We start from the raw sequence: 26,211 nt of genomic DNA, 5'->3' as shown, positions 1-26,211 counted from the left end.
GCACCGTACCGTTTCCGGCATGACCGAGCACCTCTCCGCCGCTCCGACCGGCAAGCCGACGTCGTACTCCCGCGTCACCCTCAGCAAGATCATGACCGCCGTCGACGTGAACCTCTACGGCACCGTGCACGGCGGGGTTCTGATGAAGTTCGTCGACGACGTGGCGGGAGCCGCGGCCGCCCGGCACAGCGGCGGTACGGCGGTCACGGCGGCGATCGACGAGATCGTCTTCTCCGAGGCGGTCCGAGTCGGTGACCTGGTGCACGCACACGCCCAGGTGAACTGGACCGGACAGACCTCGATGGAGGTGGGCGTACGGGTGGTCGCCGAACGGTGGGACTCCGCCGAGGACGCGCCGGTGCGGGTGGCCACCGCGTACCTGGTCTTCGTCGGCGTGGACGTGGGCGGGGCGCCACGGGTGGTCCGCCCGGTGCTGCCGGAGACGCCGGAGGACGAGCGCCGGTACCGGGAGGCGGAGATCCGCCGCGCACACCGCCTGGCCCGCCGTCGCGCCATCCAGGCCCACCGCGCCGGCTGAACCACATGGGTTGGCCAGGTGGAGTGTGGGCCGGGCACGCGTCGGTCGCCGCACCCGGTGCGCAGAATGGCGCTTCGAGGTAGGGCAAGATGGCGCCACGGCCCATTCACAGTGTCGTGCCGGGCCAGGGGAGGGTGGAGCAGTGGGTGACATGCTGTGGGCGCCGCCAGCGGACGTACGCGAGCGGTCCCGGATCGGCGACTACCTGCGCTGGCTGCGGGAGCACCGCGGGCTGGACTTCGCGGACTACGACGCGCTGTGGCACTGGTCGGTCACCGACCTGGACGGCTTCTGGCGCTCGATCTGGGATCACTTCGAGGTCATCGCGCACACCCCACCGACCGCCACCCTGGCCGAGCGGGGGATGCCCGGGGCGCGCTGGTTCCCCGGGGCCACGCTCAACTACGCGCAGAACGTGCTGCGGATGCCGGGCCGCGCCGACGACGACCCGGTGGTGATCGCGCACGGCCAGACCCGTGCGCCGGTCACGCTGACCGCCGGGGAGCTGCGCGAGCAGGTCCGCCGGGTGTCCGCCGGGCTACGCCGGCTCGGCGTCACCGCCGGGGACCGGGTGGCGGCGTACGCCCCGAACATTCCCGAGACGTACGTCCTGCTGCTGGCCACCGCCAGCCTGGGGGCGATCTTCTCGTCCTGTGCGCCCGAATTCGGCACCCGCAGTGTCACCGACCGGTGGCAGCAGATCGAGCCGACCGTGCTGGTCGCCGTGGACGGCTACCGGTACGGCGACAAGCCGGTGGACCGGCGCCCCGAGGTCGCCGCCATCCGGGCCGCCCTGCCGTCGCTGCGGCACACCGTCAGCATCGGCTACCTCGAACCGACGGCCGCGCCGGACGGCGTACTCGACTGGACCGACCTGGCCGCGCCCACCGACGAGCCGCTGGTGTTCACGCCGGTGCCGTTCGACCACCCGCTGTACGTGCTGTACTCCTCGGGCACCACCGGGCTGCCGAAGCCGATCGTGCACGGCCACGGCGGCATCCTGCTGGAGCACCTGAAGATGCTCGCCCTGCACCACGACCTGCGCCCGTCCGACCGGTTCTTCTGGTTCACCACCACCGGCTGGATGATGTGGAACTTCCTGGTGTCCGGGCCGGCGGTCGGCGCGAGCATCGTGCTCTTCGACGGCAACCCGGGCCACCCCGACCTCGGTGGGCTGTGGCGGCTCGCGGCGGAGACCGGCACCACGTACTTCGGCACCTCCGCGCCGTTCCTGCTGGCCTGCCGCAAGGCCGGCCTGGTGCCCCGCGAGGTCGCCGACCTGTCCGCGCTGCGCGGCGTCGGTTCCACCGGTGCGCCGCTGCCCGCCGAGGGCTTCCACTGGGTGTACGAGACCGTCAGCGACCGTGTGCAGCTCCAGTCGCTCTCCGGCGGCACCGACGTGTGCACCGGCTTCGTCGGCGGGGTGCCGCTGCTGCCGGTGTACGCCGGTGAGATCGCCTGCCGGGCGTTGGGCGCGAAGGTGGAGGCCCGTTCCGCCGACGGCACGCCGGTGATCGGCGAGCTGGGTGAGCTGGTGATCACCGAGCCGATGCCGAGCATGCCGGTCGGGTTCTGGAACGACCCGGACGGCGTCCGCTACTCCGAGGCGTACTTCGACGTCTATCCGGGCGTCTGGCGGCACGGTGACTGGATCACCATCAACGAGCGGGGCGGCTGCGTGATCACCGGGCGCTCCGACGCCACCCTCAACCGTGGTGGGGTACGCCTGGGCACCGCCGAGTTCTACTCGGTGGTCGAGGGCCTCGACGAGGTCGTCGACTCCGTCGTCGTGCACCTGGAGGACGACGAGGGCGGCGCCGGCGAACTGCTGCTCTTCGTGGTGCTGGCCGAGGGGCTGGAGCTGGACGACCCGCTGCGCGCGAAGATCTCCCGGGAACTACGGACCGCGCTGTCGCCTCGGCACGTGCCCGACGAGATCCACCAGGTACGCGCGGTGCCACGGACCCTGTCGGCCAAGAAGCTGGAGGTCCCGGTCAAGAAGATCCTCACCGGCACCCCGGTCGACCGCGCCGCGGCCAAGGGCGCCCTGGCCAACCCCGAGTCCCTGACCGCGTTCGCCGCCCTGGCTCAACGCCGAGCCCCCACCCAAACCCCGGCCTAACCCCCGCCCGATCGGCGTCGATCATGAAGTTGTGGTGCCTGATGCGCCCTCGTTGGCACCTTTTGTCAGCCACCACAACTCCATGATCGACACGGCGGTGGGGCATTGAGGGCGTTGGTGGCGGCGGGGCTGGTGCAGGATTGCGGGTGGCGTTGGTCACAGGGGCGGGCGGCGGCGCACGGGGGTTGGCCCGGAGGGAGGCGCGGTGAGCGACGAGTTCGACGTGGTTGTCGTGGGGGCGGGACCGGCCGGGGCGGCCGCCGCGCTGATGGCCCGCCGGGCCGGTGCCAGTGTGCTGCTGCTGGACCGGGCCGACTTCCCCCGGGACAAGGCGTGCGGCGACGGGATCGCGGCGCACTCGGTGGATGTGCTCGCCGAGCTGGGGGTGCCCGAGGCGGTGGCGGGTTACGCCCCGCTGCCCGCCCTGCGCATGGTCGCCCCGGGTGGCGGGTCGGTGGCCCGGGCGCTGCCTCGACCGGCGTACACCGTGCCCCGGGAGGTCTTCGACGCGCGGCTGGTGGCGGCCGCCGTGGCAGCCGGCGCGCAGTTGCGGCGGCATGCCGTGCGCCGGGTCGAGCCGCGCGCGGACCGGGTGGTGCTCGACGGAGAGGTGTCCGGTCGGGTGGTGGTGGGCGCGGACGGCGCCGGGTCGGTGGTACGCCGGGCGCTCGGCCATCCGGTGAACCCGGACCGGCACCTGGCGCTGGCCATCCGCGGGTACGCCCCAGCGCTGCCCGGCCCGTCCGAGCAGCTCATCGTCACCTCCAAGGCGCGCTGGCCGGCGTACGCCTGGTCGTTTCCGATCGGCGACGGGCGGGCGAACGTCGGGTACGGGGAGGTGCTGCGCGGCGAGCCGCTGAGCCGCAGCTACCTGCTGGACCGGCTGGCCGCGCTGCTGCCCGGCACCGACCTGGCGACGGTGACCGCGCTGCGGGCCCACCACCTGCCGCTGTCCACCCACCGACCCGCGCCGGGGCAGGGTCGCACGCTGTTGGCCGGTGACGCGCTGTCGTTGATCAACCCGTTCACCGGGGAGGGCATCTTCTACGCGCTGCTCTCCGGTGCGCTGGCCGGCTCGGCGGCCGCCCGTGCGCCCGAGACCGCCGCCCGCCGCTATGCCGACGGGCTGCGTCGTCGTCTGGGCACCCATCTGCGGCACAGCTCGGTGGCGGCCTGGTTGGCGCGGCGTCGGAGAGTGGTCGACGCGGCGGTGCGGGCAGCCCGTCGAGACGACCGGGTCTTCGACGATGTGGTCGAGTTGGGGCTGGGTGACGGGCGGCTCACTGCCCGTACCCTGGCCATGATCGGTGCCGGCCTGCCCGGCGGGGATCGGGCTCCGAAGCGGTGATTCGGCCGGCGGGTCGCTACGCTGCTAGGTGATGACGCTGCGGAACCTTATCTACTCCGTGTACGAGCGCCGGCTCACGGCGAAGCTCGCGGGTAAGCCGGTGCCCCGGCATGTCGGGGTGATGTGCGACGGCAACCGCCGGTGGGCGAGGGAGATGGGCTTCGTCGACCCGAACGACGGGCACCGGGTGGGCGCGGCGAAGATCAAGCATGTCCTCGGCTGGTGCGACCAGGCCGGCATCGGGCACGTCACCCTCTACCTGCTGGCCACCGACAACCTGCGCCGCCCGGCCAGCGAACTGGATCCGCTGCTGAAGATCATCGAGGATCTGGTGGTGGAGCTGGCCGAGGAGGGCAACCCCTGGCGGCTGCGCATCGTCGGGGCGCTCGACCTGCTGCCGGCGCAGACCGCGGCGGCGCTCAAGGGCGCCGAGGAACGCACCCGCGAACGCAGCGGCGGCGCGGAGGTCAACATCGCCGTGGGCTACGGCGGTCGGCGGGAGATCACCGACGCGGTCCGCTCGCTCCTGCTGGAACATGCCGCCTCCGGTGGCACCATCGAGGAGCTGGCCGAGGTGCTGGACGTCGAGCACATCTCCGAGCACCTCTACACGCGCGGTCAGCCCGACCCCGACCTGGTCATCCGCACCAGCGGCGAGCAGCGGCTGTCCGGCTTCATGCTGTGGCAGTCCGCGCACTCGGAGTTCTACTTCTGCGAACTCAACTGGCCGGATTTCCGGCACATCGACTTCCTGCGGGCCCTGCGCTCGTACGCCACGCGCCAGCGGCGCTACGGCGCCTGACGGGGCCCGGCGGGGCGCACGGTCAGGGCAGGTGGGTGAGCGCCCGGGTGAGGAAGTCACCCAGGGCGGCCGGGGACTCGATGGTGAGGTCGGCGGCGTTGGCCACCTCGTGACCGGTCTCCGGGTTGGCGACCGCCACGCAGACGCCGAAGAAGTCCGGGTCGGCGGCGGCCCGGGCGCGCAGCGCGGCGAACGCCTTGATGTCCGAGACGTCGTCACCGAAATACCACGCGCCGGCGGCGTCCCGGACGACCTCGCCGATCACCATGCCCTTGTCCCGGTCGACCGGAGGCTTGAGTTCCAGCACCATCCGCCCGGCCTGCACCCGTAGCCCCAGCCGGTCGGCCTGCGCCTGCCCCCACTGCTGCACGGTCGAGCCGAGCTGCGGCGCCGTACGCCAGTGCAGCGCGACGGAGAGGCGCTTGAACTCGACCAGCGTGCCCGGCGGCAGCTCCGCGCGGGCCAGGTCAGCCAGCTCCGCCATGGTCGGCACCCAGGGCAGCGCGGCGGGCTCGGTGACGATCTCGCCGCCGGAGTGGCTGTGCTCCAGGCCGTAGAGGCCGTAGAGATCCACGCCGGCCAGCCCGCCGAGGCGCTCCCGGAGGAACTCGACCGGTCGGGCGGAGACGATCGCGACCCGTTGCACGATCGGGGCAAGCGCCTCGATCGCGGCCAGCGCCTTGGGCGCGGGGCGGACCGCGGTCGGGTCGTCGTCGACGGGCGCGAGCGTTCCGTCGAAGTCGAAGAAGAGGACTGTCCCGGCGGCCCGGCCGGCGGTGGTTCGCCAGGCCTGGTCGGCGTTCAACGGGGTCCTCGGCTGCTGATTGCCCAGATTCAACGGCGGCACGCGCGTCAGCGTACCCCGGCGATCGGGGCTCATTCCTGGCCGAGTGGACCCACCCGGCGGCGCTCGGTCAGCGTTCGGCGGCTCCCCGTCCGCGACGCCCGAACGGCACCACCGCCGCCTCCTGGCCGTGGCTCAACAGGTAGCCCTCCACGAACCCGGTGTTGCGGTCCCCGGTGTGGCTCTCGATCTCGTTGAGCCGTGCCACCAGGAACTCCGTGAGAGCGCTGATCCGGTCGTTCAGGCGCTCGTGCAGCTCGGCGACGACGGCCAGGATCACCGAGGTGCCGGCGCTGATGAGCACGAGAAGGTTGACGAGCAGCGGAAGCTGCCCGCCGTTGACCACGAGGGTCACCACGTTGCCGGTCGCCCACAGTGTCATCGACACCGTGGCGACCACGACTGCCAACCACTTCAGGGTCATGGACAGACCCCTCCTTCTGTCCCGCAGGGCTGGGTTCGGCCTTGTCCCGTCCCCCCGCCGACGACGAGCCCAAGCAGTACGAGTACGGACGCTAGCGTGCCCGTTCCGGCCCCGGAGCGAAACGAATGAACCTGACCAGGCGTTCTTTCGCCATCTGAGGAACTAGCCTGCTTGATTGCCTCTTTTTCGGACACCGACCGGCAGCGTTGGCCGATATGCGAGGTATCTGATGGTTTCGCGGATGTGGAACTTCTCCGCGTCCGAAACGTCCGGGTCGACCAGTCGGCGCAACAGCGCCTCCACATCGGGGTCCATCGGAGGGGTAGGCTGGCCGGCGCGCGGGCCGGTCGCGGCGCGATCCCAGCCGAGCGCGGCGAAGGCGGCTGCCGGGTTGAGCCCCAGGCCCTCGCAGAAGGCGACCACCCGTTCGGCCTCCGGGTCGCTGGCCCAGTCACCCCGGACCCACCGATTGATGGTCTGCCGGGAGACGCCGGTGCGCCGCGACACCTCCGTGCCGCTCCAGGCCCGGGTCGCCCGCGCCTCGTCGAGGGCGCGACGGACGAAGGTGGCGAAGGCGATTTTCCGCGCATTGGCCGTCTCGGTCACCCCGTGACGGTACGGCGAGGCGTCGATGGGCGCGCGCCCGGGCGCGCCACTGTCACGCGAACGTGACGGGGTCCTCGGGTTCCCCGTAAACGATCCAGCGCCATTCTTGAGGGGTATCACCCGGGCAGAATAGATGCCCGTAGTGGTGGAGGTAAACCGACGAAAAGCTGATACTGTCACGCTCATGGGACAATCTACGGTGTGTCACGTGCATGAGACGACTGGTGCTCACATGCGTCACGCCCCCGGTTCCGAGGGGGTGTGGTGACCGAGCTCGCCACCCGCGCCCAGGCCTTCGGGCTGATCGCCGAGGGGGTCGCCGCCGGGCTGACCGCCCCCTGGCGTCTCTATCTCGCCCGAGGCTGCCGCTATCTGTCGCTGAGCGTTGGCGACCGCACCGAGTGGAACGCCTGGCGTACCCATCTCGGCTGCCCGGAGCTCAGCGTCCGCGTGTACGACGCCGGCGGCGAGATCCGCCGGTCCTCGGTGGCCGAGGTCGTGCTGGACGGCTGCCGGATCAGCGTCGAGCTGGTCGAGGAGGTCGGTACCGACGACCTGGACCGGCTGCTAGTCGCGGACCCCACCACGATCGAGCCGGAGGAGCGATGATCCGGCGACCGGTCCGGGCCGGAGCCGTCCGATGAGCCCTTTCCTCGCGGTCTTCCTCGTTCTGGTCCTCGGTGCCACCAGCTACGCGGCCGGACGGCTGCACGGGCAGCTCAGCTACCGCATCGGCTACCGCTTCGGCTACCGGCAGGGCTACTTCGACGGGGACCGGGGTGCCTGGAACCGGCGGCGACGCGACGCCCAGGCGGCGATCGCCTCCGCCCTGTCGGTCTCCCCGGCCGGTGTCGTGCGCTCGGCCGGCACGGTCGCCGGCCCCGGCACCACCTACACCGGCTCGTCGTTCACCGCGCCGGCCGCCCCGATCACCGGGCGGCACCCGACCGGCACGCTCGTCCGACGTACCGGCTGAGCCGGCCGGCGGGCCGCCACGAGCGCGGTCCCGCCGACCGGCCCCACGATCGCGGTGCGTCGTCCGCGGCGGACACGCACGTCGGGGTCACGTCAGACCGGTGACGGCGGCCCCACCGGCCGGGATGCGCGCAGGGGGCATGCATCCCGGCCGGATCCGCCGCGCCCGGCCTCTGCCGCGGCCCACCGGCGACCCGGCGTTCAGACGGCCGTCTCCGAAGATCCACGATCGCCCTCTAGCCGCGACGGTCCGCCGCCGCTAGCGTCTAGGCATGGCACGGGGTTCTCCCGAGCCAGCCGGTCCGCCCGGATCTGCGACCTCGCGCACGGGGTTCCGCATCCGACCCCGTGTCCCCGGGCACCGGAGGAGGCGGAACACGGGTGGCGGGTGCCCATCCGTCGGAGCAGGCCTGTGACGACTCGCCGTACCACCGCCGGTGCCGATCAGACCCCGGCCGCGACTGCCACGACCCGCCGCGCCACCAGGAGCCGCCGTACGGCGGCGTCCGCGCCGGCCGACCCCAAGGAGCCGCGACCAGCGGGCCAGGCGTTCGTCCTGGACACGTCCGTGCTGCTCTCCGATCCGGCGGCGTTCCACCGGTTCGCCGAGCACGAGGTGGTGCTGCCGCTGGTGGTCATCACCGAGTTGGAGGGCAAGCGGCACCATCCGGAGCTGGGCTGGTTCGCCCGGCAGTCGCTGCGGATGCTCGACGACCTGCGCATCCGGCATGGTCGGCTGGACACTCCGGTGCCCGCCAACGACGCCGGCGGCACCCTGCGGGTGGAGCTGAACCACACCGACGACGGGGTGCTGCCGCCCGGTTTCCGTACCGAGAGCAACGACGCCCGGATCCTCTCCGTGGCGCTCAACCTCGCCGCGGAGGGGCGGGAGGTCACGCTTGTCAGCAAGGACATGCCGCTGCGGGTCAAGGCCGCCTCGGTGGGCCTGCGGGCCGACGAGTACCGGCACGGCCAGGCCAGCGACCCGACCTGGACGGGCATGTCGGAGCTGGAGCTGGGTGAGGAGCAGATCTCCTCGTTGTACGCCGGGGAGACGCTCGACGTCGACGAGGCGGCCGGGCTGCCGTGTCACACCGGCCTGGTGCTGCACTCCGCGCGTGGCTCCGCGCTCGGCCGGGTGCTGCCGGACAAGTCGGTGCGGTTGGTCCGGGGGGACCGGGAGGCGTTCGGGTTGCACGGCCGGTCGGCCGAGCAGCGGGTCGCCCTCGATCTGCTGCTCGACGAGTCGATCGGGATCGTCTCGCTGGGTGGGCGGGCCGGCACGGGCAAGTCGGCGTTGGCGCTCTGCGCGGGCCTGGAGGCGGTGATGGAGCGTCGCCGGCACAAGAAGGTGATCGTGTTCCGCCCCCTGTACGCCGTCGGCGGCCAGGAGTTGGGCTACCTGCCGGGTTCGGAGTCGGAGAAGATGTCGCCGTGGGCCCAGGCGGTCTTCGACACGCTCGGCGCGGTGGTGCACGAGAACGTGCTGGAGGAGGTCACCTCGCGGGGCATCCTCGAGGTGCTGCCGCTGACCCACATCCGGGGGCGCAGCCTGCACGACGCCTTCGTCATCGTGGACGAGGCCCAGTCGCTGGAGCGGGGAGTCCTGTTGACCGTGCTGTCCCGCATCGGCCAGGGCTCCCGGGTCGTGCTCACCCACGACGTGGCCCAGCGGGACAATCTGCGGGTCGGGCGCCACGACGGGGTGACCGCGGTGATCGAGGCGCTCAAGGGTCATCCGCTCTTCGCCCACGTCACGCTCAGCCGTTCGGAGCGGTCGCCGATCGCCGCTATGGTGACGGATCTTCTGGAGGACATCCCTCTGTGACGGGGGTTATGTAGGGTTTCGTCCACATTTTACGTGTGGCGCAAATCACAAACGGCCCGGCTGGTTTCCCATCGGCCTCACTGTGCGCGATGGTGTCCCACGAGCGCCCACGCACCGGAAGTATCGTCGGTGATCACTCGTCGCCGAGACGGCGACATCGGCGAAGGTCGGTGCGTCGGCGCGACCGGCAACCGGTCGGGGCGCTCGCGGCACGGCCGACGGCCAGAGGTGGCCGGGCACCGCGCCGCGTCCTTGCCCCCGACGAAGGGACCACTTCGTGAGTCGGCTGTGGAGCCGGTTGGGCGCCCGTACGGCCGCTGTCGCGCTGCTCTCCGTGGGCGTTGCCGGTGGCTTCTACCTGGGCGAAGACCGGGAAACCCAGCAACAGGGCCTGACCGAGCAGGTCAGCCTCGAGGTCGACCGGGCCGACTTCGCGTACCAGCGCGAGCGGCAGGCCACCCACCAGGTGGCGCTCGCCAAGCAGCGGGCCGCCGAGTACCAGGCCAAGCTGCGGGCGGCGCAGGCCGCCAAGGAGGCCGCCGAGCGAGCACGCAGGGCCGAGGCCGCCGCGGCATCCCGCAAGCGCGAGCGCGAGGCGGCCAACGCGGCTGCCAAGCCGTACGACGGGCCGATCCCGGCGTCCTGCGCGGAGTACAGCGGCAACCGCAAGACCGGCTGTGCCCTGATGATCGACGCGGGCTTCGGCATCGCCGAGTTCCCCTGCCTGGAGAAGCTCTGGACCAAGGAGAGCGGCTGGAACCACAAGGCCAGCAACTCCTCCTCGGGCGCGTACGGAATTCCGCAGTCGCTGCCGGGCAGCAAGATGAGCTCGATCGCGGACGACTGGCGCACCAACCCGGCCACCCAGATCACGTGGGGGCTCGGCTACATCAAGGGCAGGTACGACACGCCCTGTGGCGCCTGGAACTACTTCCAGAACAACGGCCACTACTGACGCTGTCGACGGCGGGGCGGGTGGAGGACCACCTGTCCCGCCGTCGCGCGTACACCGGAAGTGCGGACGGGACGTGAGTGGCGGTCGACCCCTTTTGCTGATAGCAGTTGGGGGGTGAGCCTGCACCCGCCAAGCGGCGACCCCTTCCGGTTCGGCACCGAGGCGTTCTACGCCGCGCTTGGCCGGGCCTTCGTCGCCATGTGCGCGGTGGTCCCGTTCCTCTTCCTCATCGAGGCCATCGACCAGGGGCTCGCGTTCGGCCTCGACGCCACGGCCGGCATCATCCCGCACCGCATCGACGGCCTGGACGGGGTCTTCTTCTCCCCGTTCCTGCACCACGGCTTCGACCACCTGTACAGCAACAGCATCCCGCTGATCCTGCTCGGCACGTTCGTGTTGGCCGCCGGCGCCCGTCGCTTCCTCTGGTCGACCCTGGTCATCATCCTGGTCAGCGGGCTCGGCGTCTGGTTCACCGGCTCACCCAACTCGGTGGTGGTCGGCGCCAGCGGGGTGATCTTCGGGTACCTGGGCATCCTGCTCACCCGGGGCATCGTCGAGCGCAGCTGGTGGAACTTCGCGGTCTTCCTGCTGGTCGGCCTGCTCTACGGCTGGCAGCTCGTCGGCATTCTCCCCACCGACGAGCGGATCTCCTGGCAGGGGCACCTGTTCGGGCTGCTCGGCGGGGTGGTCGCCGCGATCCTGTTCCGCCGTCGACGGCCGGCCGTCGACGGCCCGGACTACTCGGGGTCCACGCTCAGCCTGCCCTGACCGGCTCGACGGCGCGCCCCTGGGACATGCTTGCCCGACCGCTGCCACCCGCCTACGGTCTGGATCAGCAAGCGTTGATCCGTGAGCGGAAAGCGACGGTACGCCATGCGTGAGGTCGACATCGCTGTGATCGGGGCCGGTCCGGCCGGCCTCTTCGCCGCGTACTACGCCGGGTTCCGGGGGCTGTCGGTGGCGGTGATCGACGCGCTGCCCGAGCCCGGTGGCCAGGTCACCGCGATGTACCCGGAGAAGCTGATCCTGGACGTGGCCGGGTTTCCCGCCGTGAAGGGCCGTGACCTGGTGGCCAACCTGGTCGCCCAGGCCGCGCCGTTCGGACCGCAGTACCTGCTCGGCACCCGGGCCGAGAAACTTTCGTACACCGACGACCGGCCGGTGCTCGGTCTGGCCGGTGGTGAGCAGCTGGGCTGCGGCGCCGTGGTGGTCACCGGCGGGCTGGGCAGCTTCAGCCCTCGGCCGCTGCCCTGCGCCGACGCCGCGCCCGGCAGCGGAATCGTCTACTTCGTCACCGAGCCGGCCGAGTTGACCGACCGGGACGTGCTGATCGTCGGTGGCGGTGACTCCGCCTTCGACTGGGCGTTGACACTGCAACCGCTGGCCCGTTCGGTGACCCTCGTGCACCGCCGGGAGAAGTTCCGGGCGCACGCCTCCACCGTCGCCCGGGTGCTGTCCCTGCCCGTCCGGGTGGTGGTCAACGCCGAGGTCACCAGGTTGTTCGGGGAGGAGACGGTGACCGGCGCCGAGGTGACCGTGCGCGGTGGCGCGACCGAGACGTTGCCGGTGGACACCGTGGTTGCCGCGCTCGGCTTCACCGCCGACCTGGGCCCGCTCGCGGAGTGGGGGCTGCGGCTGGACCGGCGGCACATCCTGGTGGACAGCGCCATGGCCACCAACCTTCCCCGGGTCTTCGCGGCCGGCGACATCACGGAGTACCCGGGCAAGGTCCGGCTGATCGCCACCGGCTTCGGCGAGGCCGCGACGGCGGTCAACAACGCGGCGGTGGCCATCGACCCGAGCGCCCACCTGTTCCCCGGGCACTCCTCCGACGCCGGCTGACCGTCGGTATCGGACACTGACCGGGCCGTGTCCCGATCGAGACGGGCCGGCCGGACCCTGAGGGGATGACGGGTCCCGAGACACCGCACGACGGCGCACCGACGACGTTGTCCTGGCTCTGCCACCCGGCCACCCTGCTCGCGCTGGTCCTGTTGCTGGTCAACGACCACGTGCTGAAGCCGGCCTTCCCGGGCCTGCTGACCGGCAAGCTGAGCGACGTCGCCGGCCTGGTGCTCGTCCCGCCGCTGGTCGCGGTGCTGCTGACCCTCCTGGTGCCGCGGCTGCCGTCCCGGGCCGCCGCGCTGGTCGGTCTGGCGTCGGTGGGCGCCGGGTTCGCGGTCGTCAAATCCAGCGGGTACGCCGCCGAGCTGGCCTCGTCGGTCTGGACCGTGCTGGCCGGACCGTCGCTGGTCCGGGCCGACCGGACCGACCTGCTCACCCTGCCGGCGCTCGGCCTGGCCTGGTGGAGTTGGACGCGCTCGCGTCGCCACCCGGTGCGCCAACGGACCGCCCGGCTGGTCCGGCTGCTGGTGGTGCTGCCGCCCGCGGTGCTGGCCGTGGCGGCCACCAGCGCGGTCCACTACCCCTACGCGCTGGGCACCACGATGCTCGACGGACAGCCGGCGATCTCGGTCGGCTCCGGCTACACGGACTGGCCGACCGGGCCCTCGGCTGGGCAGTGGGCCGTCAGCGACGACGCCGCGACCACCTGGCGGCCCGTCACCGAGACCGAGGAGTCGCGCCTCTTCCAGCAGGGCGCCGGGCAGCGGCAGGCGTGTGCACCGGACGACCCGCGACGCTGCTACCGGGTGGTCGCCGGGCACCTGCGGGTGGAGCAGAGCGACGACGCTGGCGCAACCTGGCGGGTGGCCTGGGAGGTGTCGGACGCGCGGAGGGAGGAACTGGCCCGCAGGTCCCCGAACCCGGGCAACATCGGCCGGCACTTCGCCTCCCGCGATCTGATCGTCTACCGCGGCGCGGGCGGGGGCCACGAGGTGCTGGTCGCCAACGGGCGCGACGGCTTCCTGCGCCGCGTATCCGACGATGCGTGGCAGCGCGACGGTTTTCTGTTCCGGCAGGACGACTCTGCCATCCACCGGGACGATCTGCCGCGCATCGATGGTGGCGGACCCGGCGATCGCCAGACGGACCTGCTGCTCGCCGTCGCGCTCGCCCTGACCCTCGGCTTCACGGTCCTCGTGCTCGCCGCTCACCTGGCGGTCCGCCGGAGCGGCGGCAGTGCCTGGTGGGGGCTGGCCGGTGGTCTGTCGATGATGTTCGCCACGATTGCGCTCGCGCTGCTCTGGCAACGCGGCGATGACTTCCTCACCGTTCCGGCGTTGCTGATGGTCGTGCTGCCCTGGGGCGCGCTGACGGCGGTCGTTCTGTTCATCGGTGCCCGTCACGGAGGTGCGACGAGCCGCTGGGGCGGGTGGGCGTTGGGCGGCTTCCCGCTCACCGTTCTCCTCAGCGGGCTGCCGCTGATCGGCTGGCTCTACGGCATCCCGCTGCGGACCCGGTTCGCGGTGGCGCTCGCCCTGCTGGCCACGGTGCCGGGCGTGCTGCTGGCCATCCGGATCGCCGGCCTGGTCGACCCGGCCCGCGCGTACCAGCGCCGGTACCCGCCGCGCCCGCCCTACCAGCCCCATCCGAACGCGCCCTTTCCGCCCTACCCTCCGCGCCCGCCGGCGGCGCCCCGATCCGCCCCACCCGTCGCAGCTGCCGCCGCGCTGAGCCTTGCAGAGGTGGGCCGTTTCAGCGGCGGGCGGGTGGCGCCAGCGCGGCGATCAGCACGGCCACCATGGTCAGCGCGGCTCCGAGCAGGGTGTTCGGGCCGGGGTGTGAGGCCGCCGTGGGCAGCAGCAGGTCCAGCAGGATCGCCCCCATGATCTGGCCGGCGATGGTGGCCAGGCCGAGCAGGAGGACACCCGTGAAACGCACGATCGCGGCGGCGACGGCGATGAACACGATGCCGATCGGACCGCCCAGGTAGAGCCACGGCTCGCTCGGCAGGTGGCCGGTCGGCCAACCGCGTACGGCGATGTCGACGGCGAACGCGACGAGCAGGGTGACCGTGCCGACGGCGAAGTTGACCAGTGTGGCGGTCAACGCGCTGTCGGCCGCCGCCCGGACCCGCCCGTTGACCGCCTGTTGCCAGGCGGTGCCCACCCCGGCGAGCAGGGGCAGCAGGGCCAGCGCCAGCGTGCCCGGAGCACCGAGCCGGTCACCGACCGCCAGGCCGACCGCGAGCACGGTGAGCACCGCGCCGGCCAGCCGTTGCCGGGTGACCGGCTGCCGGCCGCTCGGCCCGATGCCGGCCCGGTCCACGGCGAGGCTGCTGCCGGACAGGCCGGCGACCACGGCCACGGTGAAGACCGCCACCCCCAGCGAGCCGATGGTGATTCCCTGGGAGGCCACCAGGAACGCCCCGCACATGCCACCGAGGCACTGCCACGGCCAGAGCGATCTTGTCGCGAGCGCGCGCCATACCGCGGCGAGGCCACGTCGCCCGCCGGGGGTGGCGGGCACCAGCACCAGCAGCACCAGCAGGCCGATGCCGAACGAGACCACCGCGGCGGCGAACCCGTCCGCGAGGCGTACCCCCAACTCGCCGTTGATGCGGGACTGCACCGCCACCGCGACCCCGGAGATCGACGCCAGCGCCACGCCGGCGATCCGGCGGGTCGCGGAGAGGATCGGCGGTGTCGCGACGCCGGCGACGGTCACTCCTGCTCGGCCAGCGGCCGGCCGTCGAAGTCGACCGCGGAGTACAGCGCCAGCTTCTCCAGCCGGTGGTACGAGTCGATCACGCGGATCGTGCCGCTCTTCGAGCGCATCACGATTGACTGGGTGTACGCGCCGCCGGCCCGGTAACGCACCCCGCGCAGCAGGTCCCCGGAGGTGACTCCGGTGGCCACGAAGAAGCAGTTGTCGCCGGTGACGAGATCATCGGTGCCCAGCACCCGGTCCAGGTCGTGCCCGGCGGCGAGCGCCTTCTCCCGCTCCTCGGCGTCGCGCGGCCAGAGCTTGGCCTGCATCGCCCCGCCCATGCACTTCAACGCGCAGGCGGAGATGATGCCCTCCGGGGTGCCGCCGATGCCCATCAGCACGTCGACGTCCGACTCACCCCGCGCGGCCGCGATCGAGCCGGCGATGTCGCCGTCGGAGATGAAGCGGATGCCCGCCCCGGTCCGCCGGATCTGCGTGACGAGGTCGTCGTGGCGGCTGCGGTCCAGCACGCAGACCGTCACCTCGGAGACGTCGGTGCCCTTGACCTTCGCGATCCGGCGCAGGTTCTCGGCCACCCCGGCGTTGATGTCGATCACGTCGGCGTACGCCGGCCCGACGGCGAGCTTCTCCATGTAGAAGACCGCGCTCGGGTCGAACATCGCGCCCCGCTCCGAGACGGCGAGCACCGCCAGCGCGTTCGGCATGCCCTTGCTCATCAGCGTGGTGCCGTCGACCGGGTCGACGGCGACGTCCACCTCCGGGCCGGTGCCGTCGCCGACGTGTTCGCCGTTGAAGAGCATCGGCGCGTTGTCCTTCTCGCCCTCGCCGATCACCACCACACCGCGCATCTGGATCGAGTTGATCAGCTTGCGCATCGCGTCGACCGCGGCCCCGTCGCCGCCCTCCTTGTCGCCCCGGCCGACCCACCGGCCGGCGGCCATCGCCGCGGCTTCGGTGACCCGGACCAGGTCGAGGGCAAGGTTGCGGTCGAGATCCTGTGGGATCCGCGTCCTGGTGTTCGTCATGACGGCTCCTCCTCGCGACGGTGCGGGGACGACCGGTGACGGGGCGGTCCCCGCTGCCGGCTCTGTCGCTGATCCTCACACGATGGCCGACCGCGTGGCGGCGCGGGGCGGTGATGGCCCGGATACCGCCGGTCGGGCGGCTGCGAAGATGGCGGGGTGGAACCCGCACAGCCAGCCGACCGCGTACCCGCCGACCGCACGCCGCCCGACGGCCAGCCGCCGGCCGCCGTCCCCGCCGGCCCCGGTGATGAGCCTGCCGCGACCGTCCCGACGACCCCGCCGGACGGTGAACCGGCCCTGGTCGAGCCCGGGCCGGGCCGGGGCGACGCCGCCACGGAGACCGGCGAGCGGCCCGCCCCGCCGCCGCGACTGGAACCCGCCAGGTCCGAGCGGTCGCCGAAGGACATGGCGATCTCGCTGCTGGTGCTGTTGATCCCGATCGCGCTGCTGCTGGCGTTCTACCGGGGTTTCCTCGGTGGCGACCAGGCCACCACGGTCGACCCGACGTCGGCGGTCGAACAGGCCCGGTCGGCGAACGTGTTCCCGGTGAGCCAGCCGCAGGGGCTCGGCGCCGACTGGCGCACGGTCAGCGCCCGCTACCAGACGGTCGACGGCGGCGCGAACCTGCGGATCGGCTACCTCACGCCGGAGGGGCGGGGCGTCCAACTGGTGCAGAGCAGCGTGCCGGCGGAGCGGCTGCTCCCCGCCGAACTGACCGACCAGGGCCAGCCGCAGGGCCCGACCGAGCTGGCCGGGCGCACCTGGCAGCGCTACACCGCGCGGGGAAATCAGCAGGCACTGGTCCTGCTGGAGCCGACCCGTACGGTGCTCGTCATCGGCGACGCCCGGGACAACGAGCTGCGCGAACTCGCCGGCTCGCTGCGCTGACCGGCCCCCGGCCGCCGTCGTCGCGCGACAAGCGGACAGAAGGGTGATTGTGCGACGCGTCGGCAGGGAACAAGGAGGGTGTGACCCGGGCGCGCTGCTCGGTCCGGGTCGCGCGACGCAGCCGACGGTGCTGCTGCGTCGCCCGGTTTCCGGCGCCGTCCAGGTCGTCGGGTGACCCTCTTGGGAGACACGCATGACTGTTCGACGTCTCGGCGCAGGCCTGGTAGCCGCCGCCCTGTTCACGCCCGCCCTGGCTGCCTGCGCCAGCGGGACCGGCACCGCCGGATCGACCCCTTCCCCGACCGTGAGCGCGTCCGGCTCGGCGAGCCCGTCCGGCGGCGCGCCGGTGGCCGGCGACGCCAAGCAGGCGCTGCTCGACTCCACCAAGGAGATCAGCAACGGCAACTTCCGGTTCAGCCTCACCGCCGCCGGTTCGACCGCGGAGGGGCAGGTGCACCAGCCGAGCCAGAGCGCGGCCATGAAGATCGCCATCGGTGGGCCCTCCTCGGACCTGGCGATGAAGCTCGACGTGATCCACTTCAAGCCGGACAGCTGGGTGAAGCTGGAACTCACCGGCCCCACCGCGAACAGCCTGCCCGCCATCAAGCAGCTCAACCTGGGTAAGTACCAGCACCTCGACCAGGCCCGGATCAAGGGCAACCGCAACCTCGGCTTCGACTTCGACAAGGTCGACCCGGCCGGCAGCGCGGTCCTCACCCAGGGCATCACCGAGGTCCGCAGCACCGGCACCGGCACGTACGCGGGCACCCTCGACGTCACCAAGGCGGCCGAGGCCGGCTCGTTGAACCCCGCCACCATCGCCGCGCTGGGCACCCAGGCGAAGACCGTCCCGTTCACGGCCAAGGTGGACCCGCAGGGCCGGCTCAGCGAGCTGGTGCTGCAACTCCCGGCCGCCGGGCAGACCGCCGCGCAGGAGATCCGGATGACGTACTCCGACTACGGTGCGGCCACCGCGGCCCAGAAGCCGCCGGCGGACCAGGTCGTCGAGGCGCCGGCCGAGCTGTACAGCCTGTTCAACTGACGTTCGTACGCGGGTGGGGTGGCTCCGGCCGCCCCACCCGGCGGTTCGCTCGCCGCACCCGGCGGTTTGTTCGCCGAGGCAGCGCTCAGGAAGCGGGGTCCTGCCGGGCGGCCTCGATCCGCGCCCGGGCGCCGTCCAGCCAACGCTGGCAGATCACCGCCAGCGCCTCGCCACGCTCCCAGAGCGCCAGCGACTCCTCCAGGGACGTGCCGCCGGCCTCCAGCCGTTCGACCACCGAAGCCAGCTCGGCGCGGGCCTGCTCGTAGCTGAGCCGCTCGTCCGGCCCGGCCTTCGTGTCGTCAGTCATCGCGTCCCATCTCAGCACACCCCGTTCCGCCTCGCCGCGCCCCGCCACTCAGCCGTCGACCGTGGCGGCCAGTTCACCCTCGGCCAGCCGGACGCGCAGCGGGTCACCCTTGCCGACCTCCGCCGCCGCGCGCACCACGTGCCCGTCCGCGCGTTGCACGATCGCGTACCCCCGGTCGAGGGTGGCGGCGGGGGAGAGCGCACGCAGCCGGGCCAGGGTGTGCCGCAACTCGTCCTCGGCGGAGGCGAGCCGGTGCTCCAGGCAGCGGCCGGCCCGCTGGCGCAGCGCGGTCAGCTCGGTGGCCCGCTGCTCGACCATCACCTGCGGGCGGGCCAGCACCGGCCGGGACCGCAGCCCGTCGAGACGGTGGGACTCCCGGTCGACCAGGTGGCGTACCGCCCGCTGGAGGCGGTGCCGCGCCTGACCGATCAGGCGCACCTCCTCGCTGAGGTCGGGCACCACCCTCTTGGCCGCGTCGGTCGGGGTGGAGGCGCGCAGGTCGGCGACGTAGTCGATCAGCGGGGCGTCGGTCTCGTGACCGATCGCGCTGACCACCGGCGTACGGCAGCCGAACACCGCGCGGCAGAGCGCCTCGTCGGAGAAGGGCAGCAGGTCCTCGATGCCACCGCCGCCCCGGGCAATGATGATCACCTCGATGGTCGGGTCGGCGTCCAGCACCTTGAGCGCGTCGATGATCTGCGGAACCGCGGATGGGCCCTGCACGGCCACGTTGACCGTACGGAACTCCACGGCCGGCCAGCGCCGGCGCGCGTTGGTCAGCACGTCCCGTTCGGCCGCCGACGCCCGGCCGGTGATCAGGCCGATGCGTCCGGGCAGGAACGGCAGTCGGCGCTTGCGGGCCCGGTCGAACAGCCCTTCGGCGGCGAGCAGCTTCTTGAGCTTTTCCAGCCGGGCGAGCAGCTCACCGAGCCCCACCTGGCGGATCTCGTCGGCCCGCAGGCTCAACGTCCCCCGGGCGGCGTAGAACTCCGGCTTGGCGTGCAGCACCACCCGCGCGCCCTCGCGCAGCTCCGGCGCGCCGGCGTCGAGCACGTCCCGGTTGGTGGTGACGGTCAGACTCAGGTCGGCCGACGGGTCACGCAGGGTGAGGAAGACGGTGCTGGCGCCGGGGCGGCGGCTGATCTGCGCCACCTGCCCGTCCACCCACACCCAGCCCAGCTTGGCGATCCAGGCGCCCACCTTCTGGCTGACCACCCGAACAGGCCAGGGCTCCTCGGCGCTGCTGCTGCCGCTGCCCCCGCCCACCCGCGTCCCGTCCGTGCTCACCCGCCCACCCTACGGACCCTCGCGGTGATCAAGAGATTCGCGTCGGGTCCGGGCGCGTTTCCGACGCAAACCTCTTGATCACCGGGTCCGAGATCCGGCACGTACGATGGATGGGTGACTGAGGCTGAGGCGACTCCCCGGACCGGCAAGCGCGTGCTCCTGGCCAAGCCCCGCGGCTACTGCGCCGGTGTCGACCGTGCGGTGCAGACCGTCGAGGAGGCGCTCAAGCTCTACGGCGCCCCGATCTACGTCCGCAAGCAGATCGTGCACAACAAGCACGTCGTGCGGACGCTGGAGGCCCAGGGCGCGATCTTCGTGGAGGAGAACGAGGAGGTGCCGGAGGGCGCCACCGTCATCTTCTCCGCGCACGGCGTGGCGCCGGAGGTCTACGAGCAGGCCAAGGCGCGTTCGCTGAAGGCGATCGACGCGACCTGCCCGCTGGTCACCAAGGTGCACCAGGAGGCGAAGCGGTTCGCCGCCGAGGACTACGACATCCTCCTGATCGGCCACGAGGGTCACGAGGAGGTCATCGGCACCGCCGGCGAGGCTCCCGCGCACATCCAGCTGGTGGACGGCCCGGACGACGCCGACAAGATCACCGTCCGTGATCCGGAGAAGGTGGTCTGGCTCTCCCAGACCACGCTCTCGGTGGACGAGACGCTGGAGACGGTGGCCCGACTCAAGCAGCGGCTGCCGCTGCTGCAGTCGCCGCCCAGCGACGACATCTGCTACGCCACCTCCAACCGGCAGCACGTGGTCAAGGAGATCGCCGCCGACTGCGACGTGGTGCTCGTCGTCGGCTCGACGAACTCCTCCAACTCGGTCCGCCTGGTCGAGGTCGCCCTGGACGCCGGGGCCCGCGCCGGTCACCTGATCGACTTCGCCCACGAGATCGACGACGCCTGGCTGGAGGGGGCCACCACGGTCGGCCTGACCTCCGGCGCGAGCGTTCCGGAGGACCTCGTCCGGGACGTGCTGGCCCACCTCGCGGCGCGGGGCTTCGCCGACGTCGAGGAGATCACCACCGCCAACGAGCGGCTCACCTTCTCGCTGCCGCAGGAACTCAGGCGCGACATGAAGGCCGCCGCAGCGGCGCGCGGCTGAGTGTCGCCGGGAACGGCTCGGCGGCGCGGCACGTCGGATACGGGTATGAGGACCCTTCGGTTCGCCGTACCCGCCCTGGCGCTGTGCGTGGCGCTGAGCGCCTGTGGTGGCACGGGCGGCCCCGCCACCCCCAGCCCGACCGGAGCGACGCCGGTGCCCAGCCAGCCGAGCGCCGGCCCGACCGATCCGACCACCCCGCCCTCGACGCCGCCCGCCGGGTCCAGCACCCCGTCGGCCGGTGCCTCCACCTCGCTCACCGGCACGGTCACGTCCGGTGTCGAACCGAACTGCCTGCTGCTCGACGGCTACCTGCTGCTGGGCGGCCCACGGGACGTGCTGCGCGCCGGGGCGAAGGTCACGGTCACCGGTCGGGTGGAGCCGGGCCTGATGACCACCTGCCAGCAGGGCACCCCGTTCCAGGTGGAGACGGCGCGACCCGCCTGACTCAGGGGCGGGTGGGCTCGCGGGCCGACAACCCGTCGTCGACCGGGTCGGCCAGCTCGGGTGCCTGCGGCTGCCGTGGCGTCAACTCGACCTGCGCCGGCGTGGCCAGCTCCTCGTCCGAGACGCCCAGCTCCGCGAGCTTGCGGGCGCTGACCAGCACCCGGGCCTCCAGCGAACCGACCGCCCGGTTGTACGCGGTCACCGCGCCGGCCAGGGACGACCCGAGCTTGCCCACGTGGTCGCCCAGCGTGGAGAGCCGGCCGTACAGCTCCCGGGCCAGGGTGTGCACCGCGAGCGCGTTGCGGGCCAGCGCCTCCTGCCGCCAGGAGTAGGCGACCGTGCGCAGCAGGGCGACCAGGGTGGCCGGCGTGGCCAGCACCACGTTGCGGGTGAAGGCGTGCTCCAGCAGCGACGGGTCACGCTGGAGCGCGACGTCGAGAAACGGGTCGGCGGGGACGAACAGCACCACGAACTCCGGTGAGCTGTCGAACGCCGACCAGTACGACTTCGCGGCCAGGGCGTCGACGTGCCCGCGCAGGTGCCGGGCGTGCGCGTCGAGGTGGCTGTCCCGGCCCCGCTCGTCGCGGGCCTCCATCGCGGTGAGGTACGCGTCGAAAGGCGCCTTGGCGTCCACCACCACCGACCGGCCGCCGTGCAGCCGGACCACCAGATCCGGACGGACGACCTGCTGGTCGGTGGCCGCGGTGACCTGCTCGGAGAAGTCGCAGTGCTCCAGCATGCCGGCCGCCTCGACGATCCGGCGCAGTTGGTGCTCACCCCACCGGCCCCGCACCTGCGGCGCGCGCAGCGCCGCCACCAACTGTTTGGTCTCGGTGCGCAGCTCACCGGAGACCGCGCTCATCGAGCGCACCTGTTCACGCAGCTCGGCGTACGCGTCGACCCGGTCGTGCTCCAGCTCGGCCACCCACTGCTCGTAGCGGCGCAGGGTGTCGTGCAGCGGAGCGACCGCACGGGCCACCGCCTCCTGGGACTGGGCGGTGGCCTCGTAGCTCAACGCCCGCATGGACTGCTCCAGCCGCCCCTCGCCCTCGCGGGTGGCCGCCAGGGTGGCGTCGAGGCGGGCGATGTCGGCCGCCGACCGGGACCGGGCCGCCAGCCAACCCAGCGCCCCGCCGACGCCGAGGCACACGATCACCAGGAGCAGCGTCGAGACGTCCATCACCGGAGCTTGCCAGACGGGTACGACGTGACACCCGGGGGTACGTTCGTTGGCATGGAACTTGTGCTGTGCCTCGTGGTTGTGCTGGTCGGCGCGCTGGGTGCCGCGGCGCTCATCCGCTCCCAGGCCACCGCCCGTCGGCGCACCGAGCTGGGCGACGCCCGCGCGGAGGCGCAACGCTGGTACGAGCGTCTCGGCGGCCAGTTGATGAACCTGCACGGCGAGGAGCCCGCGGTCCGGCAGGCGCTGGCCGACGCCGGTGAGCGATACAACGCGGCGGGCTCGCAGCTGGAGCAGGCGTCCACGCCGCACCAGTTCGCGCTGGCCCGGGAGACCGCGCTGGAGGGCCTGGCGTACATCCGGGCGGCGCGTACCGCACTGGGCATCGATCCCGGGCCCGAGTTGCCGACGTTGGCCGCCGCGCGCGGTGTCGGGCAGCTCACCAAGGAACGTGAGGTCGATGTGCAGGGGCAGACCTTCCGGGCCGGTCCCCAGCCGGGCCGGGAAACGCCCTACTACTACCCGGGTGGGCGTTACCAGGGCCGGCCGGTGCCGGCCGGTTGGTACTCGACGCCGTGGTGGAAGACGGCGTTGGGCGCCGGCGCCGGCGTGCTCGGCGGCATGTTGATCGCCGACGCGCTGTTCTCGCCCGCCTTCGCCGACCCGGGGTACGGCTACGACGCCGGCTACCAGGAGGGCTTCGGTGACGGCGCCGACTACGCCGACGACCAGGGTGGCGGCGACGCCGGTGACCAGGGTGGTGACGTCGGCGGCGGCGACTACGCCGGTGGTGACTACGCCGGTGGTGGTGACTACGCCGGTGGCGACTACGGCGGCGGCGGCTTCGGTGGCGGGGACTTCGGCGGCGGCGACTTCGGCGGTGGGGACTTCGGCGGCGGCGACTTCTGAGCGTCGTCGAGTGACTGCGAACAGGCCCCGGTCGTAGCGACCAGGGCCTGTTCTCCGTTCCGGCTGATCAGCCGGTGTTGCGCATTCCGGCGGCGATGCCGTTCACCGTGGTGAGCAGCGCGCGCTCCAGGGCGGTGCCGTCGCTCGGTGCGCGACGGCCGCCCGGCGCGGTGGCCACCGCCCGTCCGGCGGCACCCGAGTCCCGGTACTGCCGCAGCAGCGCCACCTGAAGGTGGTGCAGCGGCTCCAGGTAGGTGTCGCGTACGGCGAGGGTGCGCTGGAGCACCGGCGAGTTCTCCAGCAGGGCGGGCGACGCGGTCACGGCCAGCACCTCCCGCTTGGTCAGCTCGTACTCCCGCTCAATCTGCTCGAAGATCGGGTGCAGCTTCTTCGGCACCAGCGTCTCGACGTACCGCCGCGCGATGCTCAGGTCGGTCTTGGTGAGCATCATCTCGACGTTCGACAGGAACGTGCGGAAGAAGTGCCAGTTGCGGTGCATCTCGGCCAGCACGTCCGCCAGCCCGGCCTCGCGGGCGGCGGCCAGCCCGGACCCGACACCGAACCAGCCCGGCACGATCTGCCGGGTCTGCGTCCAGCCGAACACCCACGGGATGGCCCGCAGGCCGGACAGCCCCGCGCCGGTGTTCGGGCGCTTCGCCGGCCGGGAGCCGATGTTCAACGCGCCGAGCAGCTCGGTGGGCGTGGACGCCCAGAAGTACGCCGGCAGGTCCGGGTCCTCGACCAGCGACCGGTACGACCGGAACGCGGACTCGGACACCACGTCCATCGTCGCGTCCCAGCGTTCCAGCATCTCGGCCGGCTGCCGGGGCGCGGTGTGCAGCAGCGTCGCCTGGAGCACGGCGGCGAGGGTGAGTTCCAGGTTCTCCCGCGCCAGCGAGGGCAGCGTGTACTTGTCGGAGATCACCTCGCCCTGCTCGGTCACCTTGATCGCGCCGTCGAGCGTGCCGTACGGCTGGGCGAGGATCGCCTCGTGCGTCGGCCCGCCGCCGCGCCCCACCGTGCCGCCCCGGCCGTGGAACAGCCGCAGGTGCACACCGTGCCGGGCGGCCACGTCGCGCAGCGCGCGCTGCGCCCGGTGGATCGACCACTGGCTGGTGGTGATGCCGGCCTCCTTGTTGGAGTCGGAGTAGCCGAGCATGACCTCCTGCACGTCGCCCCGGGCCGTCACGAGCGCCCGGTACGCGGGCAGCGACAGCAGTTCGTCGAGGAGTTCGCCGCCGGCGTTCAGCTCGGCGGGGGTCTCCAGCAGCGGCACGAACCCGACCCGGGCCCGCCCGCTGTGGACGTCCACCAGGCCGGCCTCCCGGGCCAGCACCACCGCGGCCAGCACGTCGTCCACGCCCAGGGTCATCGAGATGATGTACGACTCGATCACCTCGGTGCCGAACCGGTCCTGTGCCTCGCGGATCGTGCCGAACACGTCGAACGTCTTGCGGGTCGCCTCGGTGAGCGGAGTGTCCAGGGTGGACAGCGGACGCCGGCCGGTCAGCTCGTCGGCGAGCAGCTTGGTGCGTTCCAGGCGGGTCAGCGCCGGATAGTCGGGAACCTCTCCGACGGCCTCGTACAGCTGGGCGAGCACCGCGTGGTGCGCCTCGGCGTGCTCCCGCACGTCCATGGTGGCCAGGTGCAGGCCGAACGCGGACACCGTACGGATGGTGGAGGCCAGTCGGCCGACGGCGGTGAGCTGCCCGGAGTTGCGGGCCAGCGAGGCGCGCAGCAGCTCCAGGTCGGCGACCAGCTCGGCGGAGCCGCGGTAGTCCCGTCCCGGTACGTGCGCGGTGCCCTGACGCAGCCGCTGCCGGGTGTTGGCCAGCTTCGCCTTCACGCAGCGCGCCTTGAGCCGGTACGGCTCCTCGGCGTTGACCCGACGGAACCGGGGTGCCACCTCGGGCAGCGCGTCCAGGTCGGCGGCGAGGCTGGCGGAGAGGTCCAGCGACACCCCGCGCAGCCGGCGGGAGACGGAGACCTCGTTGATGAGGTGGTCCATCGCCTTCTCGGTGGCCGCGATGCCGTGCTCGTGCTGGATGGTCAGCACCTCGCGGGTGACCGCCGGGGTGACGAACGGGTTGCCGTCGCGGTCGCCGCCGATCCAGGTGCCGAAGCTCAGCGGACGGGCCGTCGGCGAGGTCTCCACGCCGAGTGTGCGCAGCGTGTCGGCCAGGTCGTCGAGCACCTGCGGGGCGGCCTCTGCGTACAGGTCGCGCAGGTAGTAGATGGCGTTGCGGGCCTCGTCGGTCGGGTCCGGCCGGTCCAGCCGCAGCTCGTCGGTCTGCCACATCAGGTCGAGCAGTTCGGCCAGTCGGCGGTTGGCCGGGCCCTCGTCGCTGGCGCCGTAGAGGATCGCGTTGGCGGTCTCGGTGTCCAACTCGTCGGCGATGGCCCGCAGCTTGGACAGGATCGAGCGACGGGCCGCCTCGGTGGGGTGCGCGGTGAAGACCGGCCGGACGGCCAGCCGCCGGGCGGCGTTGGCGATCTCCTCGGCCGGCACCCCGCGCTCGGCGATCATCTTGGCCGCCTGGTCCAGCCAGCCGCCCTGCACCGCACGGCGGCGGCGCAGGTCCCGGGCACGGTGCACCTGCTCGGTGATGTTGGCCAGGTGGAAGTAGGTGGAGAAGGCCCGCGCGAGCTTGGTGCCGGTGGTCACGTCGAGCCCACCGAGCCGCTGGGCGGCTGCCGGAGGATCGCTGCGAACCTGGGCGCGGATCTCCTCGACGAGGTCGAGCAGCGGGCGGCCCTCCTGGCGGGCCAGGGTCTGCCCGAGCAGGGTGCCGAGTCGGCGGATGTCGGCGCGCAGCGCGGCGTCCGGGCCGTCGTGGTCGTGCTGGTCGGTCACGATGCGCTCCTTACGTTGGTACGAAGGACAGCGCTGTCCGACTCCCTGGATCGTATCCGCGCGACCCCGGTGACAGGAGGGGCCCCGGGAGATCTCCTGCCCGCGGAGGCGTGTTTCCGACGTGATCTCAACCACCGTCGGTGGCCGGAACGGGGTG

Annotated in this window: 24 protein-coding genes; 15 read left to right on the top strand and 9 right to left on the bottom strand. The window is 72.4% G+C overall.

All coding sequences use genetic code 11. The annotated features are described in order from the left end of the window. Positions 1–19: 19 nt before the first annotated feature. From JNW91_RS09005 to JNW91_RS08990, 4 genes are all read left to right on the top strand, one after another. On the top strand, positions 20–538 hold the full coding sequence (locus JNW91_RS09005) for an acyl-CoA thioesterase (protein ID WP_203174430.1): 519 nt from the start codon (positions 20–22) through the stop codon (positions 536–538). Positions 539–680: 142 nt separating this feature from the next. Beyond that, a complete protein-coding gene (locus JNW91_RS09000; RefSeq protein WP_203174429.1) occupies positions 681–2,660 on the top strand; it encodes an acetoacetate--CoA ligase in 1,980 nt (659 codons plus the stop codon). 205 nt (positions 2,661–2,865) lie between these two features. Further along, positions 2,866–4,008 carry an NAD(P)/FAD-dependent oxidoreductase gene (locus tag JNW91_RS08995; RefSeq protein ID WP_203174428.1) on the top strand — a complete coding sequence of 381 codons (1,143 nt, stop codon included), beginning with the start codon at positions 2,866–2,868 and terminating at the stop codon, positions 4,006–4,008. A gap of 31 nt (positions 4,009–4,039) precedes the next feature. Further along, on the top strand, positions 4,040–4,810 hold the full coding sequence (locus JNW91_RS08990) for an isoprenyl transferase (RefSeq protein ID WP_203174427.1): 771 nt from the start codon (positions 4,040–4,042) through the stop codon (positions 4,808–4,810). Between the two features lie 22 nt (positions 4,811–4,832). On the opposite strand, the gene otsB is transcribed toward JNW91_RS08990, so the two are convergent. From otsB to JNW91_RS08975, 3 genes are all read right to left on the bottom strand, one after another. After that, entirely contained in the window at positions 4,833–5,657 is an 825-nt protein-coding gene (gene otsB, locus JNW91_RS08985) for a trehalose-phosphatase (RefSeq protein ID WP_203174426.1), read from the bottom strand. A 67-nt stretch (positions 5,658–5,724) separates the two neighbouring features. Further along, a complete protein-coding gene (locus JNW91_RS08980) occupies positions 5,725–6,078 on the bottom strand; it encodes a hypothetical protein (RefSeq protein ID WP_203174425.1) in 354 nt (117 codons plus the stop codon). A 162-nt stretch (positions 6,079–6,240) separates the two neighbouring features. Continuing rightward, positions 6,241–6,684, bottom strand: a complete 444-nt coding sequence (locus tag JNW91_RS08975; RefSeq protein ID WP_203174424.1) for an XRE family transcriptional regulator — start codon at positions 6,682–6,684, stop codon at positions 6,241–6,243. 264 nt (positions 6,685–6,948) lie between these two features. Here JNW91_RS08975 and JNW91_RS08970 point away from each other — a divergent pair, with 264 nt between their 5' ends. From JNW91_RS08970 to JNW91_RS08945, 6 genes are all read left to right on the top strand, one after another. After that, positions 6,949–7,293: a hypothetical protein gene (locus JNW91_RS08970; protein ID WP_203174423.1), complete on the top strand. Its 345-nt coding sequence runs from the start codon at positions 6,949–6,951 to the stop codon at positions 7,291–7,293. Between the two features lie 31 nt (positions 7,294–7,324). Next, positions 7,325–7,660, top strand: coding sequence for a hypothetical protein (locus tag JNW91_RS08965; RefSeq protein WP_203174422.1), 336 nt, complete (start codon positions 7,325–7,327; stop codon positions 7,658–7,660). Positions 7,661–8,071: 411 nt separating this feature from the next. Continuing rightward, positions 8,072–9,487, top strand: coding sequence for a PhoH family protein (locus tag JNW91_RS08960; protein ID WP_203174421.1), 1,416 nt, complete (start codon positions 8,072–8,074; stop codon positions 9,485–9,487). 277 nt (positions 9,488–9,764) lie between these two features. Further along, positions 9,765–10,442: an aggregation-promoting factor C-terminal-like domain-containing protein gene (locus tag JNW91_RS08955; RefSeq protein ID WP_203174420.1), complete on the top strand. Its 678-nt coding sequence runs from the start codon at positions 9,765–9,767 to the stop codon at positions 10,440–10,442. Between the two features lie 114 nt (positions 10,443–10,556). Next, on the top strand, positions 10,557–11,210 hold the full coding sequence (locus JNW91_RS08950) for a rhomboid family intramembrane serine protease (RefSeq protein ID WP_203174419.1): 654 nt from the start codon (positions 10,557–10,559) through the stop codon (positions 11,208–11,210). 105 nt (positions 11,211–11,315) lie between these two features. Further along, on the top strand, positions 11,316–12,284 hold the full coding sequence (locus tag JNW91_RS08945; protein ID WP_203174437.1) for an NAD(P)/FAD-dependent oxidoreductase: 969 nt from the start codon (positions 11,316–11,318) through the stop codon (positions 12,282–12,284). 1,755 nt (positions 12,285–14,039) lie between these two features. On the opposite strand, the gene JNW91_RS08940 is transcribed toward JNW91_RS08945, so the two are convergent. Then, complete coding sequence (locus JNW91_RS08940; protein ID WP_407664283.1) at positions 14,040–15,011, bottom strand: DMT family transporter; 972 nt, start codon at positions 15,009–15,011, stop codon at positions 14,040–14,042. Then, positions 15,008–16,039, bottom strand: coding sequence for a class II fructose-bisphosphatase (gene glpX / locus JNW91_RS08935; RefSeq protein WP_139585096.1), 1,032 nt, complete (start codon positions 16,037–16,039; stop codon positions 15,008–15,010). The genes JNW91_RS08940 and glpX overlap by 4 nt, the downstream gene beginning before the upstream one ends. Positions 16,040–16,195: 156 nt before the next feature. Here glpX and JNW91_RS08930 point away from each other — a divergent pair, with 156 nt between their 5' ends. Together JNW91_RS08930 and JNW91_RS08925 are read left to right on the top strand one after the other, a co-directional pair. Next, positions 16,196–16,927: a DUF4245 domain-containing protein gene (locus JNW91_RS08930; RefSeq protein WP_203174418.1), complete on the top strand. Its 732-nt coding sequence runs from the start codon at positions 16,196–16,198 to the stop codon at positions 16,925–16,927. Between the two features lie 193 nt (positions 16,928–17,120). Continuing rightward, positions 17,121–17,969 (top strand): hypothetical protein, encoded by an 849-nt coding sequence (locus JNW91_RS08925; RefSeq protein ID WP_203174417.1) that lies wholly within the window; start codon positions 17,121–17,123, stop codon positions 17,967–17,969. Between the two features lie 85 nt (positions 17,970–18,054). On the opposite strand, the gene JNW91_RS08920 is transcribed toward JNW91_RS08925, so the two are convergent. Then, entirely contained in the window at positions 18,055–18,276 is a 222-nt protein-coding gene (locus tag JNW91_RS08920) for an exodeoxyribonuclease VII small subunit (RefSeq protein ID WP_203174416.1), read from the bottom strand. A 48-nt stretch (positions 18,277–18,324) separates the two neighbouring features. After that, positions 18,325–19,563, bottom strand: coding sequence for an exodeoxyribonuclease VII large subunit (gene xseA, locus JNW91_RS08915; protein ID WP_309244291.1), 1,239 nt, complete (start codon positions 19,561–19,563; stop codon positions 18,325–18,327). Positions 19,564–19,677: 114 nt separating this feature from the next. Between xseA and JNW91_RS08910 the strand changes: the two genes are divergently transcribed. Both JNW91_RS08910 and JNW91_RS08905 read left to right on the top strand, forming a co-directional pair. Continuing rightward, complete coding sequence (locus JNW91_RS08910; RefSeq protein WP_203174415.1) at positions 19,678–20,667, top strand: 4-hydroxy-3-methylbut-2-enyl diphosphate reductase; 990 nt, start codon at positions 19,678–19,680, stop codon at positions 20,665–20,667. A gap of 45 nt (positions 20,668–20,712) precedes the next feature. After that, positions 20,713–21,111, top strand: coding sequence for a hypothetical protein (locus JNW91_RS08905; protein WP_203174414.1), 399 nt, complete (start codon positions 20,713–20,715; stop codon positions 21,109–21,111). Position 21,112: 1 nt separating this feature from the next. Here JNW91_RS08905 and JNW91_RS08900 read toward each other — a convergent pair whose 3' ends face one another. Continuing rightward, positions 21,113–22,291: a DNA recombination protein RmuC gene (locus tag JNW91_RS08900; protein WP_203174413.1), complete on the bottom strand. Its 1,179-nt coding sequence runs from the start codon at positions 22,289–22,291 to the stop codon at positions 21,113–21,115. A 54-nt stretch (positions 22,292–22,345) separates the two neighbouring features. Here JNW91_RS08900 and JNW91_RS08895 point away from each other — a divergent pair, with 54 nt between their 5' ends. Continuing rightward, positions 22,346–23,200: a hypothetical protein gene (locus JNW91_RS08895; RefSeq protein WP_203174412.1), complete on the top strand. Its 855-nt coding sequence runs from the start codon at positions 22,346–22,348 to the stop codon at positions 23,198–23,200. A gap of 67 nt (positions 23,201–23,267) precedes the next feature. Here JNW91_RS08895 and ppc read toward each other — a convergent pair whose 3' ends face one another. Beyond that, positions 23,268–26,054 (bottom strand): phosphoenolpyruvate carboxylase, encoded by a 2,787-nt coding sequence (ppc, locus tag JNW91_RS08890; protein ID WP_203174434.1) that lies wholly within the window; start codon positions 26,052–26,054, stop codon positions 23,268–23,270. Positions 26,055–26,211: the final 157 nt, after the last annotated feature.

Origin of the sequence: Micromonospora parastrephiae (genome assembly GCF_016802865.1) — a bacterium.
Taxonomy (GTDB): Bacteria; Actinomycetota; Actinomycetes; order Mycobacteriales; family Micromonosporaceae; genus Micromonospora; species Micromonospora parastrephiae.
Note: the sequence above shows the minus strand (reverse complement) of the source record. Positions and strands in the feature narration are given on the sequence as shown.